The following is a 15,171-nucleotide window of genomic DNA, read 5'->3' on the forward strand; positions in this document are numbered from 1 at the left end:
GACCGGGTAGTATCCTTATTGTAAAGTGTTCTTTAGCCGCCGTCAAAACCCTTTATCGCCTCATTCGAAAACTTTTAAATTCTAACTAAATTTCTTATTAATAGCATTAATATCTCCGTATAATTAGATTAACCATTATGAGTAATCCTGAAAGACTATTTCGAATCCTTTCGTCAAATTAATGGATCCATCTTCAGCAAACATTCATTCTGATATGTCATAATGTAGCTAACTATTAGTGGTTTGGAGGAACAATGCATGAAGGCTGCCCAAGGTGTAAGACTGCTGCTCGTGGATGACGAGCCCCACATTCTCCAGTTCCTGGAGCTGGGCCTTATTAATGAAGGCTTCGAAGTAAGGACTGCGCCGGACGGGGCCAGTGCCATTGCCGTTGCTGCCGATTTCAAGCCCCATGTGGCCATTCTGGATGTGATGATGCCGGGAATGGACGGTTTTGAGCTCTGCCGCTATCTCCGTTCGGAAGAATCGGAGCTTGCCGTTATCATGCTTACAGCCAAGGATGAAGTGGATGACCGCGTTAAAGGTCTGTCCATCGGGGCTGACGACTATATGGTCAAGCCGTTCAGCTTCGAGGAACTGCTGGCCCGGATTCAGGCGCGCCTGCGCAACCAGTTCCCCGGACTGCTTGGCGAAGTGCGGTGCGGACCGTTCCGCATCGATGGCCGGCGCAAGGAGATCCGCCACAAGGACGAAGTGCTGGAGCTGTCCCCTACGGAATATGAGCTGCTGCAATACCTGGTCATCAATCATGGCCTGGTGCTGAGCAAGCCGATGATTCTGGACAAGGTCTGGGGCTATGATTTTGGCGGCGAGGAAAATATCGTTGAGGTCTATATCCGCTCCCTCCGCGAAAAGCTGGGTGATAAAGACCACCGGATCATACGCACGCTGCGCGGTGCCGGATACCGGGTGGATCTGGTATGATAGCCCGCATCACAGGCTTGTTCGGCAGACTGCCGGCCCCGCGTTCCCTGCGCAAGCAGCTGCTGGTCATTTCCCTGCTGATTCTCTCCGGCCTGCTGCTGTTAATTGGTCTGCTCCAGTATGTACTTATGCGTGACTTTATTTACTCCAACCGGGCGGAGTCCATGGAAACCCAGATCCGTTCCGTCCCGCGCGAGATTTTTAGCAACCCGCCGGCTTGGGGTGCCGGCGGCATGGATGCATCCGGGATGAGCAGCAGGGAGACCGGCAGCCCGGATACGGGAAGCCCCGGAAATCCACCCCCCGGCAATTTGCGGAACACCGGAAGAAGGCCCCTTTTGCTGGATGCCCATACGACTATAGCTGTATACAGCGTGGACGGGGGGTTTAAGGATTTCCAGGAAGAGACGCTGTCTGATTCTTCTGCTCCGAGACTAACCGATGCCGAATACAATGATCTGCTGAAGCACACCACGGACAAGGCGAATGGCAGCTACCGGCTCATTGCGGCACCGGACGGCAGCGAGCATCTGGCCGTATTCATGAATCTCGGCAAGCCGCAGGAGGCCAGAATGCTGCTGCAGATGAGTGTAAGCACGGGACCGCTGAAGGATGTGATCATGCAGCAGCTGCTGATTTTTGCAGCGCTGTCGGTTGTGGCCTTGCTGGCCGGACTGCTGCTGTATCTCCCTGCGCTGCGCAAAACGCTGGTCCCCCTCTCTAACATGGGAGAAGCTGCGCAGATTATCGATGCAGGCAACCTCAGCGAGCGGTTCCCCGTACACCAGGGGCAGACGGAGATCGACAAGCTGTCCCGCTCATTTAATGGAATGCTGGAGCGGCTGGAGATTTCTTTTCATAATGAACGTGAAGCCAAGGAGCAAATGCGCCGTTTTGCAGCCGATGCCTCCCATGAGCTCAGAACTCCGCTGACCTCGATTCACGGCTTCCTGGAAGTGCTGCTGCGCGGAGCCGCTGACAACAGGGAACAGCTCATGGGCGCCCTGACCAGCATGCACGGGGAATCCAGACGGATCAACAAGCTGGTGGAGGATCTGCTCCTTCTGGCACGCATGGATGGGGCGCCGCAGCTGAATATCAAGGGCATGCTGCTGGGAGAGATCATCACCGAGATGCAGCCCCAGCTGCTCATGCTCGCCGGAGAACGCAGGGTTACCTTCGATATCTCGCCCGGCATCCGGGGCCAGTATGATCCCGACAAGCTAAAGCAGGTAATTCTTAATCTATTCCAGAATGCGGTACAACATACCGATGCTTACAAGGGAACTATTCATATCAGCCTGACTGCCCGGGGCACGAAAGCTGAACTGACGGTGCGGGACAATGGCTCCGGGATCGCGGCTGAGCACATCCCCCATGTGTTTGAACGGTTCTACCGCAGCGATTCTTCGCGCACACGCAAATACGGCGGCTCGGGACTTGGGCTGTCTATCACCAAATCCATCGTGGATGCCCATCACGGCGATATCCGTGTCGAGAGCCGTCCCGGTGAAGGCACCGCCTTCCGGGTTATCCTTCCCCGTTCAGATGAGTAGCTAAACAAGAATTATTAACGTTATAATAGTAAGTGACAAGTGCACAAAACTAAGCATATGCATTCGGCCGTTTGCGTGCGAAGCGTCTCGGATGGATGTATAGGCTCACAAAACTTAAGCCTATGCTTCCGAAGCGAGTTTTGTACGAAGCGGTTCGGAGGATGCTTAAGCTCACAAAACTTAAGCCTATGCTTCCGAAGCGAGTTTTGTACGAAGCGGTTCGGAGGATGCTTAAGCTCACAAAACTTTTAGGAGGTTAAATGTATGTATGAAATCGCCATCATTGGAGCCGGTCCTGCCGGCGCAAGCGCAGCCCTGTTCGCCGCCAAGGCGGGCAAAAAAACGCTGCTGATCGACAACGACAAAGGCATGACGCGCAGAGGCTGGTATGAGAACTACTACGGGATTGCTGAAATCGGCGGACCGGAGCTTGTGGAGACCGGACATAAGCAGGCTGTCAAGTTCGGAGCGGAATTAGTGGCAGACCAAGCAGTGAATCTTACTGCAAAGGATGGAGGCTTCGTGATCGAGAGTGAGAGCGGAGCTGCCTATGAAGCTAAGCATGTGATTCTGGCAACGGGTGTGCTGACCGATCTGGCCGCCAAGGCCGGTGTGGAAACGAAGGACGGCACAGAGCCAAGAATCAAAACGGTCGTAGCTGTAAATGCAGAAGGCAGAACCAATATCGCAGGCATCTGGGCAGCAGGAACGGTGGCTGGAGTAAGCGTACATGCGGTTATCACTGCCGGAGACGGCGCAAAGGTTGCCATTAATATTATCAGTGAACTGAACGGTGCGAGATACGTGGATCATGACCTGTTGAAGGCTTAAGCTGCCATACTCAAAAAGATATGCATCATTCATGCCAAGGCCAGCCAGGATTAATTCCGGCTGGCCTTCTTGGGCATCACTGTTTGTCCATAAGCGGATTAGGCCATAAAGCTCATAAGAAACTGAAGCCAAGTGGAAAAAGTAAACCTAATGAGCTGAAATTCTGGCTAAGGTTTTAGTGGGAATTTGTACACCTAATCATCCCATATTCACCCCATCCGGCTGATTTCGGACGGATTAGTGGTACTTTTTCCAATGTAGGCTTATCCATGAGCCTAATGTGTTCGATTAGTTATCTTTTTCCACTGACGGTGACTGCCCTTCGAGATTACACTTAAGCCTTGCCGTCAGCGAATTCAGCCGTTTCTCCCTGCACCCGGAGAATGCGGTACGGACAAGGCTTCTGCATCGTCTTCCAGGCTGCCAAGCAGCCCCCTCAGATATGGCACGAGCTGCGGGCGCAATTCTTGACGCTCCAGGCCAATCTCCAGCGTAGCCTGAATATAGCCGAATTTATCGCCGATATCATAGCGTTTGCCCTGCAGATCAAGGGCCAGCAGCCCCTCATTCCGGCATACCTCATGCAGCGCATCCGTCAGCTGATATTCTCCGCCGGCTCCACGCTCCAGCTTACTGAGCACAGAGAAGATGGATGGCTTCAGGATATAGCGCCCCATGATGGCATTCGTCGAAGGCGCAGTCTGCGGTGAAGGCTTTTCCACCAGCCCGCTTACTGCATGTACGCCCTGCACCGCGCCGCCGGAGGCAATGATTCCATACTTGCTCACCTCTGACCTTGGTACCGGCTGCACACCAACTATCGTCTGCTCGGACTGCTCGTACAGCTTCATCATCTCCATGAGCGCGGGCGGATCGGAGACCATGATGTCATCACCAAGCAGTACCGCAAACGGCTCGCTGCCGGTAAACTGCTCCGCGCAGGAAATGGCATGTCCCAGGCCAAGCGGCTCCTTTTGCCGGATGTAATGGATGCTGGCCAGTCCGCTGATGGCCTGGACTTCGCGGAGCAAGTCAAGTTTCTCTTTTTCCAGCAGGGTCTGCTCCAGCTCCACCGACTTGTCAAAATGATCCTCAATCGACTTCTTGTTGCGGCCGGTCACGATAATAATGCTCTCAATGCCGGAGCGCACCGCTTCCTCCACAATATATTGAATTGCCGGCTTGTCTACTATAGGCAGCATCTCCTTCGGCTGGGCCTTGGTGGCCGGCAGGAAACGCGTGCCGAGGCCCGCGGCGGGGATCACAGCTTTTCTGATTTTCACGTGGACCCACTCCTCTCCCCCATTATTTATTGAGCTGCGCCACTCTCTGCTCGGTTACACTCTGCTGCTTCTGACCGCTGTAAAATTCCTGGACAATGTAGAGCGGACGCCGTTTTGTCTCGTCATAGATCCGGCCGACATATTCACCCAGAATGCCCAGCATAATCAGCACAAATCCGTTGAACGTTAGAGTAATGCCGATCATCGAAGCCCAGCCCTTAACGGCTGCGTCCGTAAACAGCGCCAGATACAGCACGTACATAAGGTACAGAAATCCGGCTCCCGAGAGAAGCCCTCCCAGATAGCCCGCCAGCTTCAGCGGCTTGTAGGAAAAGGAGGTGATTCCATCCAGCGACAGCTTAATCATGCGCTTCAAGGGATATTTCGTCTCCCCGGCGAGCCGTTCATCACGTTCATATTCGATAGCCTTCTGGCGGAAGCCTACCCAGCTGACCAGCCCGCGCACAAAGCGGTTTTTCTCCGGGAGCCGTTTCAGTTCCTCACAGACTTTGCGGTCAATTAGGCGAAAATCACCGGTATCTACCGGAATCGGGATGTCTGTGGAATAACGCAGCACCCGGTAGAAGAGGCTTGCTGTCCACTTTTTGAAGAGGGATTCGCCGTTCCGCTTGATCCGTTTGGCGTACACCACCTCATAACCGTTTTTCCACTCCCGGATCATGTCCAGAATCAGCTCCGGCGGGTCCTGCAGATCGGCGTCGATGATGACCACCGCATCCCCCAGCGAATAATCCATACCGGCTGTTATGGCAATCTGATGGCCGAAGTTGCGGGACAGATCAATCAGCTTCACACTTTCATCCCAGTAGCTGTATTCCTCAATCATCTGCGCACAGTTGTCTGTGCTCCCGTCATTGACGAACAGCAGCTCATAAGCCTCTCCCGTCGTTCCCATCACTTTTTTGATCCGCCGGTACGTCTCCTGAATGACAGCCTCTTCGTTATACATCGGTATAATTATGGAATAGCGCACGTGTGTACTCATGAGCAGCTCCTCCTTAGATTTAAGTAATGAAGCGCCCCTTACTAAAAGTCTGTCCGGCGCGCTTCCTGTAACAGCCTGTTGACCTCTAACTTACTGAACAGTCACCTCGTACAAGGTTCCTCCGTTGCTGCCTGTCACTGTACCCTGCCATTCTTCAGTCGGAACTGCTGTTCCGTTCTCGGTAATCCAGTTGGTAATTTCAGAATTGCCCCCGCGTCCGCCACCACCGCCCATGCCGCCGGTAGTGACGAGAAAGTATTTCACTTTGCCGCTCGCTACGAGCGCCTTCAGCGTATCCGTGGTATATGGCACGTCCGAGTTGTTGAACCCGTTCAGAATCACGACCGACTCATTTTCATCGATAATATAAGGGCCTGCGGTTCCGTAATCCATGGCTGCGAACAAATATTTCTCACCGGTATTATGCTCCTTCAGATAAGCCAGCAGATTCTCGTTGACACCCGTGGTGCCGTTTCTGCCGCCGCCGCCCATGCCGCCAAAGCCGCTGCTGCTGTCCGGGCCTGCTGCCGGTGTCATGCTGTTCGAGCCGTAGGTAATTGGCGTAAGCGCCCAGTACAGCGGTCCGGCCAGCAATACCAATAGTCCAAGTACTGCGGATGCATGTACGAACCGCTGCCGCTGACCTTTGAATATCCGCAGCGCCAGCAGCAGCACAGCAGCTGCAATCCCTCCAGCCAGGACACCTGTGGACCAGCCGCCGCCAATGGTACTGTCATAAGGATGAATGATGTACCACTGGAAGACCGCTGTAGCGAGTGTGGCCACCGGAAGCAGCCAGGACAGCCAGGTTGCACGTTCCTTATAATAGGTCCAGAGCCGGAGCCAGCCTGCGCCTACCAGTGCCGCAATCGGCGGGGCCATCATAATCAGGTAGTATTGGTGAAAGAACCCGGCGATGCTGAAGAATCCCATAACAGGTACCAGCCAGGCCAGCCAGAACAACGCTTCTTTATGCTCTTGGGTAAAATTCCGTCTGCGCAGGCTGGCAAAAATCCCGATGCAGCCGAACAGCAGGAAGGGCAGCAGCCAGCTGGCTTGACCGGACAGCGCCGATTGGAACAAGCGCAGCGGACCGGCTGTGCCTGTATTGAACATTCCGCCTCCGCCGTTCATCCCGCCACGGCCGCCCTGGCCGAAGTTGAACTGGCGATTCCCGCCCTGGCCGTCTTCGCCGTCCATTCTGCCGCCCGGCGCCTGCCCTTGCATTCCGCCGTCACCCGGGGCTTGGCCCTGCATCCCGCCGTCATCCGGAGCCTGGCCGCGGCCATCCGTGCCTCCGCCAGCCTGTTCGCCTCCAGTGCCTCCCGGCAGCTGCCCCTGGACCTGGCCGTCTGTTCCGTTCATCATTCCCGGGCCGCCTTGCCCGTCTTGACCACCCGCTCCGTTCGCCGCCGGCATTTCCCCGCCATTCCAGAATGGCATTTCGCCTCCGCCGCCAGGGAAGCCGCCTCCACCGCTGCCTCCCGTGCTGCGGTCACCCGTTAAACGCGATACGCCGTTGTAGCCAAAAGCCAGATTGAGCACAGAGTTGGTGCCGCTGCTGCCCATGTAAGGCCGTTTGCTGGCCGGGATCGAATCCACGATCACCGCCCAGGACAGCGAAACTACCAGCAGTACGGCGGTGCAGGCAGCAAGCACACCGGTTTTTTTCTTCCAGTTCACTTTGGCTGCCAGTATATAAAAGAGATAAAATGCCGGAAGCACCATATATGCCTGCAGCATTTTCTCGTTAAAGCCAACGCCGATTAGGGCAAATGCGGCGAGAAGGCTGCCCGTTGTGTTTCGCTTCGTCCCCTTGAAGAGAAACCATGTTCCCAGCAATAGCGTGAACACCAGCATAGCATCGATATTGTTCGTTCTGCTCACAGCGGCAGCCACAGGTGTGACCGCCATTGCCAATGCTGCGAGACGCGCTGCCGTGCGGCCAAAGGCCGGCTTCACCAGCAGATACACCAGCAATACCGAGCCTACTCCGGCAAGCACCTGCGGCAGAATCACGCTCCAGCCATGCAGTCCGAAGACCAGCGCGCTGAGCGTCTGAATCCAGAAGGTAACCGGCGGCTTATCGACCGTTACCGAACCCGCCGAGTCCAGTGAGGCGAAGAAGAAGTTATGGAAGCTCTGGAGCATGCTTCCGACCGCAGTTGTATAGTACGTATTGGCGTATTGATCATTCCAGATTCCATAGCCGTAGAGAAAGGCTGCAAGCAGCAGTACGCCCAACAGTATGACATCGGAACCCAGCTTTTTTATCCATTTCATTACACTCCACTCCCTCAGTCCATCCATGTATTATTCCGGCAGTGCTCGTTCCCCCGGTACATCTTTGCTTAGGAGTATTATGGCATCCCTACCTTAACTGATAATGAAATCAAACTGAATGTTTACTGAATGCTGAAGCGGCAAAAAGCTCAACAGGGTTGAGCCTTGCTTCGGCCCTTTTGAAAGATGCAAAACGGCTACGCCGTCCTTGATTGGATGACGTAGCCGTTTTGAATTTAAGTTTAGCGTTGCCTTGAGAACGACTCCCCATGATTCCTACAGCAAATCCAAGTGGAAAAAGGTCACCTAATTAGCCCGACACTGTCTGTTCCCCGAGGTTAAGTGGAAAAAGGGAACCTAATTCGGCTCCTTTCGCCATAGGATGAGGAATATAGCTCAATGAAGTTTCCTTTTTCCACTTAAATTTCACAAATGTTGATTTGCGGGAGAAATAAGTTCACTTTTTCCAACTAGCACTGCTCACCGGATGGCGTAACTTCTTCTCAAGCATTAGCGGAAAAAAAGGCTATCGAATCCGGCTGATTTCCACCCGTTTGAGTGAATTTACTGAATCCGCGCCTACTTATCCCCTACTCTCCCCGTCCCATTGCCGCCAGCTTATTCACCGTATTCCAATTGCGTGCCGTGATGGAGGTTCCCAGGAGCTTGTCGAGCTGTACCTTGAATAATGGAGATTGGCTTGCGCTCACTTCATACAGCGTGTACATCTCTCTGCCTGCAATATAGAGCTTGTCAGCACCATCCTCATAGGGACGCATCTTCTCCAGCGCCTCTTTTGATGGAGCCTCAGCGAGGAACGAAATATACAGGCGTTTGTAATCCTCTTCCGCAGGGGGCTCAAACGGATTGCCTGCAATCGCCGCCTCAAGCTCCTCCAGCGTGCGGATCATCACGCTGACCTCAAACCCGAATGTCTCCTTGATTGCCGCGCTAATCACAGTCTCAAGCTCAGCGGCCCGGGCTTCATTACGCTCAAACACCACATTTCCGGACTGGATGTAGGTGCGCACCCGGTCATACCCCAGCGACTCGAACATAGCCTTCAGAGCCTGCATCTTAATGATTTTATTGCCGCCCACGTTGATGCCGCGCAGCAGCGCAATATATGTATTCATTACGCACCTTCTTCCCATAATGTCCAGATTAGAAAGATTTTGATCTTAGACGTCTGCGGATTTCGCGGACCAGCTGCTCCTTCTCCGCAAGCGGAACGCCTTCCGTAAGCCGGGCTGCTGCTACCGGCAGCACCCAGGCATTCACCTCGGCATAAGAAAGACCCGATAGCCTGAGATATTCCCGAATGTACCCTTTGGTGAGCCGCTGCCTTATAAAACCCGTAACGACTCTGGTCGCTAATGAAGCTCCAGGCGGCAAAGCTCCCATGCTAAACATCATAACAGACCTTGCCGCATCTCCTGCTGGGTTGCCGGTCATCCCGGTCATCCAGTCGATGATCCATGCCTGCCCGTCGATCAGCACGTTGTCCGGGTGGAAATCCCCATGCAGGAGCCGGTCGCCCTCCGGCAGCTGCTCCAGCCTTTCCAGGACGGGTGTTTTTTCCTCCATCGTGAGCATAGGGGCGGCAATAATGCTGCTTCTCAGGCTCTCCTTCTGCTTGCCGAAGGCTTCTGCCCCCTGGAGCTTATGCAGGTCATGATGGATCGAAGCAAGCTGCCGGGCATATCCGCCCAGCCTCCACGGCTTCTCGCCAATCAGCCGCAGCATGGAGCCGCCATGAATTTGCTGGAAGATAATCCCGTTGCGTTCCTCGAGCGTAACCAGTTCTATAGGCTGAGGCGTCTGAACGCCTTGCTTGTAGACATATTTACAGACCTCATATTCGTGTTCCACATACTGCGCAGGAATATCCCCGTGATAGAGCTTCAGAATCTTCCCTGTCCCATATTCCCGGACCTCTGCTGTTCTTCCTTCCCCAATCCGCTTCCCCGGCATTCCGTCCCCCCTAGTTACTCCAGATTGATGCACGTGAAATGCTCCACTACCGGGAAAGGGCTGTAATAATGATGCAGCATCGCTTTCCACTCCTGATATTGGCCGGATTCCCTGAACCCTATGGTATGATCCTCAAGCTTGCGCCACTTCACGAGCAGCAAATATTTGTGGTCATCCTCCAGGCAATGCTGCAGCTCATGGCCCAAATAACCCTCTATGGAAGAAATCAGTGCGGATGCTTCCTTGAAGCTCTGTTCAAACTGGCTGGTGAGCCCCGGCTTAACCTGCAGCATGGCTGCTTCCAAAATCATCGCAATCCTCTCCTTGCTTGGATGTATGGTCCAGATGCCTCAACCTGTAAGTGCATCCCGAAAAAACTCGTGATAAAAATTAATAATGACCAGCAGCACCGCCAGCGACTCATTCACACTGCCCACCTCAAGGGCGTTATTGGCGTCATCAATCCGGTACACCCGCAGATTCTTTTGCCCGTTAAGCCCGGCGGCATGCTGTTCTGTGAAGGTCGGGTCGCTTCCGCCGTAGATGATGCTGCCCCGGCTCTTCCGCAGCAGCGGGAGTGAATCCGCAACCGGTGTCAGATACAAATGCGAGGTCTTCTGGTTGAGATTCAGCTCTTCCGCCACTCTGCCGGCAATGACAGCCCCCATGCTTTTGCTGATGAAGAGCAGCTGCTCATACTCCGGAAGTGAGCTAACCGCCGCTTTGCATTCCTCTGCTATAATATCAATTTCGTCACGTTTGAGCTCAGCCCGTGCGCTCTGATAGCCATATTCCAGCAGCAGGATATCGCAGCCATACTCCCGGGCCAGCTTGGCCGCATAATCCAGCAGCGAACGTTCAGCCGAGTAGTTCTTACCCGGAAATACTACTGCGAGCGCCTTGGACTCCTGTGTAATATACTTATGTCTGACTTCCCTGCCCCAATGTGAGGACATGACGATGCTTGATACACTCACCCGCGCTTCCTCCTTCGCCAATATTTACAAGGTTTCCCCCTAAGCTCTCTGCCTCTCATTATAGCTATCTTCAGCACAGGTGGGAAATAAAAAACGGTGCAGGCTCTTGGAATCCCAAGACCAGCCCCGTCTCTATTGCTGCGCTGCCGTCTTTTTGCCGCTTCTCCTCCAAGCCAGAATTTCCGCTGTAACCCACAGGATCACAGGAATGGCCACCTGAAACGGAAGGGCGTAAATCTTGTAGATGTGGTAGGCAAAATACTGCATTTGCATAATATCCTTATAGATAAAAACCGCCAGATAGACCATAATCAGGCCCATCTGCAGCACAACGGAGCGGTAGCTGCTCAGCTTGAATACTTTTGCCACCCCATTGCTGGCCACATACAGGCATAGGCTTACTTTTATAAAAAGCGCCGTTACAAATATAATCGCCGATGAGCCTTCGATTCGTGTCAGGAAATCGCCAATGTTGATTCTGCTGACCGCCACATAGGAAGGGAAATATAAGCTTGACAGGATATCCGGTCCCAATACCAGCAGATTACGCAAAGTCACTTGAAGGATAATGACTCCGGCGATCATTGTGCTGCTTACCAGAACTTTTGCCGCCGAGCCCTTTTTGGGCAGCACATTAAAGGCACCCAGGAAAACCACAATCTCAGCAAAAGGAAAGGTGAAGGAGCCCATCGTATCTGACAAAACAAGCTTCCACCCGCTGTCTAAAACCGGTAAAAGGTGATGGAATTGATATTTGGGGATAGAGAGAAGCTCTATTACTACAATCACCATTACAGTAAACAGCAAAAGGAATTTGGCGCTTCTCCCCAGCACCTCCATCCCCGCCTTCACCACCCACACACACAGCAGGCCGATGACCAGCATCGGGGCCACCATCGGTGTGGATGTCAGGGCAACCGTCTTACTGAACTCCCCGAAATTCCGCAGCACCAGCGAGCCCAAATGCATAGCATACCAGATATACAGGCAGGAGAGCACCCGCCCAGCCACTGCCCCGAACACCAGAATCAGCATATCGTACAGATCCTTGCCCGGAAAAAGCACATGCAGCCGGGTATAGATTAACATGAGCGGAACTGCCAGTGCTACGGCAAATATCAAGGCAATCCAGCTGCTGTTGCCGGACTGCCCCGAAGACCCCATAAAAAGGGAAGTGCCGATAATAAATAGGACCGTGATACTTATAGACTGCCCTGCCGGTATGATTTCCTTGCTCATTGTTCCTCCCCCTTATAGGATCCCGACCTAGAACAGCTTTTTAACCCAATGCACAATCGGAGATGAAGGGCTGGGAATTTCCCATCCCATGGATAGCACAAAAGCCAAGGAGAAGGACACCAGGCACAGTACCGAGCATACATAGAAGTCCCGCTTCTTTCCTTGCTTCAGCAGACCGTAGGGGTCAATGATGATGACAATAGCGTAGATCAGCAGCAGGTAAATGACCATATGAGGTTAATCTCCCAGCTTAATGGAGCGTGAGGTTTTGGCGCTGCTCTCAATAATTACCTTCGAGTCTACCGTTATATCCAGTTTTGCAAATTCATCATCCCAATGGTCACGGACCTTGGCCCACATCTTCGGCTGATGCTCATGGATGATTTCCCCGTATCCAAAAATATCGGCATGGTACTCCTGCTGCATCTTCCGGATGAGAGACTGAATCTCCTGCTTCAGAGCTTGGCCTGCGCGCTCTTCAATCGCACTGATGGTCTCGTAGCCCGAAAAGCTTTCCGAAGTCATCACCTCATCCAGCCCGGTATGTGTAACCGTTCTGACCTGCAGCAGCAGCTTACCGTCCACCACCTTAGGCTTCACCTTGGTTCTGCTTGATAAGATCTCCAGAGAATATGTGGGAACACCGTTCTTATCATTCACCGCCAGTACGCCTCCCTTGATGCCGTCTTTGGCAAAAAGCATGTTTTTGGTTTCTTTGCCGTTCAGTTTGCCTATCATTTTGTCCTTGGAGAAAATCGCACAGCCGCTAACACGTTCATTCTTCTGCCCGTTCTGCTCATGAATGGAGATGAGCGGTGCCACGGCATGATTCCCCAGAGTCTCCAGCTTATCGATGAAATCCCATATTTCCACGGTCGGCGCGCTGCTGGTATACTTCTCGTCCCGCATCATCTGTGCCAGTTCAAACGACATGATTGTTTTTGTGGTGCTGTTCAGGTTCAGAATCTCCCGCGCGGTCGGCTCATCCGACACAAAGATGAAGACATCGGACCTGGTTTCCGTATCTCTGCTATACCAGTCAACTGTCCTGATCAATCCCTCGCGGGCAACCTTCTCGCTGAAAATGATGGCTTTGGCATGGCTCCAGAACAGCTTTCTCCCGGTCATGGATATCATATTGCGGACAATGTCAAAGATCGTGTTTCCCGTAAGACTGAGCATTTTGAAGCCCGCCTGGTTTTGGTCAAGCCCCCCTTGGATATCTACCATCTCCGCAGTAAGCTGAATCTTCTCGTTAGCGCCATCCTTGTCGATGGCCACCCCGGCCACGATGGATATGTCATCAACTTCGGTATAGTTCCAGCAGCCGCTGAGGCACGGAAGCATCATTATGCAGAGCAGCAGCGGCAGCAGCCTCGGAGCTTCTTTCATGAGCCTCCCGCCCTTTTCCCTGGCAGCTTCCGCTTCATATTGCGCGCACCTATGACTGCCGGACGCAGATACATATCCCACCATGGAGCGCGGATAGCCGTATCCTTAATATCCTGCGGGCGGATCGACCCCACACCCAGCATGTAGGGAACCCCGAAGGAGCGGAGGCTCATGAGATGAATCACCAGGCCGAGCAGTCCAAAAAAGTATCCGTAAATTCCAAGGAAAAACGCGGCGAACAACAGAACCAGACGCACTATGATCATCGGTCCTGTAAGCCTTGGATTCAACAAGGTAGTGATTCCGGTGAGGCCTACCACAATGACCATCGGCGCACTGACAATCCGGGCATCTACAGCAGCCTGCCCCAGTACCAGCGCTCCCACAATGCTGACTGCCTGGCCAATGGAGGTTGGAATGCGGGCCCCCGCCTCACGAAGAATTTCGAATATAGTCAGCATAATAAGTGCCTCAACAACCGTAGGAAAGGGGACAGACAGTCTGGCAGTGGCAATGCTGAGCAGGAGCAGCGTGGGGACCATCTCCTGGGAGTAAGTAACCAAAGCAACATATGCTGCCGGGATGCTGATGGACATGAACGCCCCCATAACCCTTAAGAACCTGTTAAAGGAGGCAAAGTAATAGTTGATATAGTAATCCTCAGCGGCCTGGAAGTTTTCGACAAAAACATACGGCAGTGTCAAGGCAAAGGGGCTGCCTTCGATCAGCAAGGCAATCCGTCCCTCCATAATTTTGCCCACGACCGCATCCGGACGTTCAGTACTGCCAAGCATCTCGAACGGCGAATAAGGCTCGTCGCGAATAAGCTCGGCCAGGTAACCGGTATCCAGCACATGGTCAATCTCTACCCGCGCGAGCCTCCTCTGCAGCTCCGCCAGAATCTCCGGTGAAGCCAAGCTTTCCATATAACAGATACAGGTCTGTGTCTTGGTCCGGGTCCCGATATCACTAAATACAAACTTCAGATCCGAATTCAGGACTCTGCGGCGGATTAAGGTCAGATTGACGAGCAGCGACTCCGTGAAGCCTTCTCTCGGTCCCCGGACTGCTTTTTCCGTGGTAGGCTCTTCGATTGCCCGTGTTTCCCAGCCCTGGGCACTAATGCTCAGCGCTCCGGCATATCCGTCGAGCAGAAATACCGTTTTGCCCCCGACAATCCCCTCCACCAGTTCATCCAGCCCAGTAGTTACCGTAATATCGCTGAGGGTTATAATTTCCGTGCGGAGTTTCTCTATCAGTTCAGCCGGATTGCTGCGTTCTTCTTCCTTGAACGGATAGGCCATTACCGGCTTGGTAATCCCGTTCTGTAGAAGTGTCCTGTCGATCATGCCTTCCACATAGATCAGACAGCAGCGCAACGGTGCCCCATGGTTATTCTCAATGAACCGCACCCGAAGAGTCCCATCGTTGCTGAAAATCCGCTGGACCAGAGCCAGATTATCCTCTATTGAGAGACTAAGCGGCTGCGAGGAGGATACTTCGCACTCTGCCTGTCCACTGTTCCGGGAAGCGCCGGTATTCTCCACAGCAGTCACTCCTGTCACAATTATTTGATCTGATTATCCCCCGAATCTATAACTCCTATTCCCCATAATTATGCTGTGCAGGAAATTTGTCTTTCCGAAGCAGCGGTGCGGAGTATTGCTCTCAGGTATCGGTTCAAG

The 15,171-nt window shown here is 53.3% G+C and carries 14 protein-coding genes; 3 read left to right on the plus strand and 11 right to left on the minus strand.

Annotated features, from left to right (window positions below; all coding sequences use genetic code 11):
- Window positions 1-258 precede the first annotated feature (258 nt).
- The 3 genes from BLQ82_RS25870 to BLQ82_RS25880 all read left to right on the plus strand — a co-directional run bounded on the left by BLQ82_RS25870 (window position 259) and on the right by BLQ82_RS25880 (window position 3,332).
- Window positions 259-945 carry a response regulator transcription factor gene (locus BLQ82_RS25870; RefSeq protein ID WP_062522403.1) on the plus strand — a complete coding sequence of 229 codons (687 nt, stop codon included), beginning with the start codon at window positions 259-261 and terminating at the stop codon, window positions 943-945.
- Complete coding sequence (locus BLQ82_RS25875) at window positions 942-2,501, plus strand: sensor histidine kinase (RefSeq protein WP_062522401.1); 1,560 nt, start codon at window positions 942-944, stop codon at window positions 2,499-2,501. Before BLQ82_RS25870 ends, BLQ82_RS25875 begins: the two co-directional genes overlap by 4 nt.
- Window positions 2,502-2,765: 264 nt before the next feature.
- On the plus strand, window positions 2,766-3,332 hold the full coding sequence (locus tag BLQ82_RS25880) for an FAD-dependent oxidoreductase (protein ID WP_062522399.1): 567 nt from the start codon (window positions 2,766-2,768) through the stop codon (window positions 3,330-3,332).
- A 356-nt stretch (window positions 3,333-3,688) separates the two neighbouring features.
- Here the strand turns inward: BLQ82_RS25880 and galU are convergent, their stop codons facing one another.
- The 11 genes from galU to BLQ82_RS25935 form a co-directional block, all read right to left on the minus strand.
- Complete coding sequence (galU, locus tag BLQ82_RS25885; RefSeq protein ID WP_062522397.1) at window positions 3,689-4,615, minus strand: UTP--glucose-1-phosphate uridylyltransferase GalU; 927 nt, start codon at window positions 4,613-4,615, stop codon at window positions 3,689-3,691.
- Window positions 4,616-4,637: 22 nt separating this feature from the next.
- Window positions 4,638-5,621 (minus strand): glycosyltransferase family 2 protein, encoded by a 984-nt coding sequence (locus BLQ82_RS25890; protein ID WP_062522396.1) that lies wholly within the window; start codon window positions 5,619-5,621, stop codon window positions 4,638-4,640.
- Window positions 5,622-5,711: 90 nt separating this feature from the next.
- Window positions 5,712-7,904, minus strand: coding sequence for an ArnT family glycosyltransferase (locus tag BLQ82_RS25895; RefSeq protein ID WP_074648646.1), 2,193 nt, complete (start codon window positions 7,902-7,904; stop codon window positions 5,712-5,714).
- A 590-nt stretch (window positions 7,905-8,494) separates the two neighbouring features.
- Window positions 8,495-9,040 (minus strand): DUF1697 domain-containing protein, encoded by a 546-nt coding sequence (locus BLQ82_RS25900; protein WP_062522393.1) that lies wholly within the window; start codon window positions 9,038-9,040, stop codon window positions 8,495-8,497.
- A 28-nt stretch (window positions 9,041-9,068) separates the two neighbouring features.
- Complete coding sequence (locus BLQ82_RS25905) at window positions 9,069-9,878, minus strand: aminoglycoside phosphotransferase family protein (RefSeq protein ID WP_062522390.1); 810 nt, start codon at window positions 9,876-9,878, stop codon at window positions 9,069-9,071.
- A 14-nt stretch (window positions 9,879-9,892) separates the two neighbouring features.
- Window positions 9,893-10,189: an antibiotic biosynthesis monooxygenase family protein gene (locus BLQ82_RS25910; protein WP_062522388.1), complete on the minus strand. Its 297-nt coding sequence runs from the start codon at window positions 10,187-10,189 to the stop codon at window positions 9,893-9,895.
- A gap of 39 nt (window positions 10,190-10,228) precedes the next feature.
- Window positions 10,229-10,855 (minus strand): alpha/beta hydrolase, encoded by a 627-nt coding sequence (locus BLQ82_RS25915; protein ID WP_062522385.1) that lies wholly within the window; start codon window positions 10,853-10,855, stop codon window positions 10,229-10,231.
- A gap of 132 nt (window positions 10,856-10,987) precedes the next feature.
- On the minus strand, window positions 10,988-12,094 hold the full coding sequence (locus BLQ82_RS25920; protein ID WP_062522383.1) for a GerAB/ArcD/ProY family transporter: 1,107 nt from the start codon (window positions 12,092-12,094) through the stop codon (window positions 10,988-10,990).
- Window positions 12,095-12,121: 27 nt separating this feature from the next.
- Window positions 12,122-12,325: a hypothetical protein gene (locus BLQ82_RS25925; protein ID WP_062522381.1), complete on the minus strand. Its 204-nt coding sequence runs from the start codon at window positions 12,323-12,325 to the stop codon at window positions 12,122-12,124.
- Between the two features lie 6 nt (window positions 12,326-12,331).
- A complete protein-coding gene (locus BLQ82_RS25930; protein ID WP_062522379.1) occupies window positions 12,332-13,486 on the minus strand; it encodes a Ger(x)C family spore germination protein in 1,155 nt (384 codons plus the stop codon).
- Window positions 13,483-15,033: a spore germination protein gene (locus tag BLQ82_RS25935; RefSeq protein WP_062522377.1), complete on the minus strand. Its 1,551-nt coding sequence runs from the start codon at window positions 15,031-15,033 to the stop codon at window positions 13,483-13,485. The genes BLQ82_RS25930 and BLQ82_RS25935 overlap by 4 nt, the downstream gene beginning before the upstream one ends.
- Between the last annotated feature and the right edge of the window lie 138 nt (window positions 15,034-15,171).

Source organism: Paenibacillus jilunlii (assembly GCF_900102965.1).
Taxonomy (GTDB): Bacteria; Bacillota; Bacilli; order Paenibacillales; family Paenibacillaceae; genus Paenibacillus_AQ; species Paenibacillus_AQ jilunlii.

What these genes read in the sequence shown, in the direction of transcription:
- BLQ82_RS25900 (WP_062522393.1), bottom strand. Translation starts at nt 9,040, where the DNA reads ATGAATACATATATTGCGCTGCTGCGCGGCATCAACGTGGGCGGCAAT.
- BLQ82_RS25875 (WP_062522401.1), top strand. Translation starts at nt 942, where the DNA reads ATGATAGCCCGCATCACAGGCTTGTTCGGCAGACTGCCGGCCCCGCGT.
- BLQ82_RS25925 (WP_062522381.1), bottom strand. Translation starts at nt 12,325, where the DNA reads ATGGTCATTTACCTGCTGCTGATCTACGCTATTGTCATCATCATTGAC.
- BLQ82_RS25870 (WP_062522403.1), top strand. Translation starts at nt 259, where the DNA reads ATGAAGGCTGCCCAAGGTGTAAGACTGCTGCTCGTGGATGACGAGCCC.
- BLQ82_RS25910 (WP_062522388.1), bottom strand. Translation starts at nt 10,189, where the DNA reads ATGATTTTGGAAGCAGCCATGCTGCAGGTTAAGCCGGGGCTCACCAGC.
- BLQ82_RS25930 (WP_062522379.1), bottom strand. Translation starts at nt 13,486, where the DNA reads ATGAAAGAAGCTCCGAGGCTGCTGCCGCTGCTGCTCTGCATAATGATG.
- BLQ82_RS25895 (WP_074648646.1), bottom strand. Translation starts at nt 7,904, where the DNA reads ATGAAATGGATAAAAAAGCTGGGTTCCGATGTCATACTGTTGGGCGTA.
- BLQ82_RS25905 (WP_062522390.1), bottom strand. Translation starts at nt 9,878, where the DNA reads ATGCCGGGGAAGCGGATTGGGGAAGGAAGAACAGCAGAGGTCCGGGAA.
- BLQ82_RS25880 (WP_062522399.1), top strand. Translation starts at nt 2,766, where the DNA reads ATGTATGAAATCGCCATCATTGGAGCCGGTCCTGCCGGCGCAAGCGCA.
- BLQ82_RS25890 (WP_062522396.1), bottom strand. Translation starts at nt 5,621, where the DNA reads ATGAGTACACACGTGCGCTATTCCATAATTATACCGATGTATAACGAA.
- BLQ82_RS25920 (WP_062522383.1), bottom strand. Translation starts at nt 12,094, where the DNA reads ATGAGCAAGGAAATCATACCGGCAGGGCAGTCTATAAGTATCACGGTC.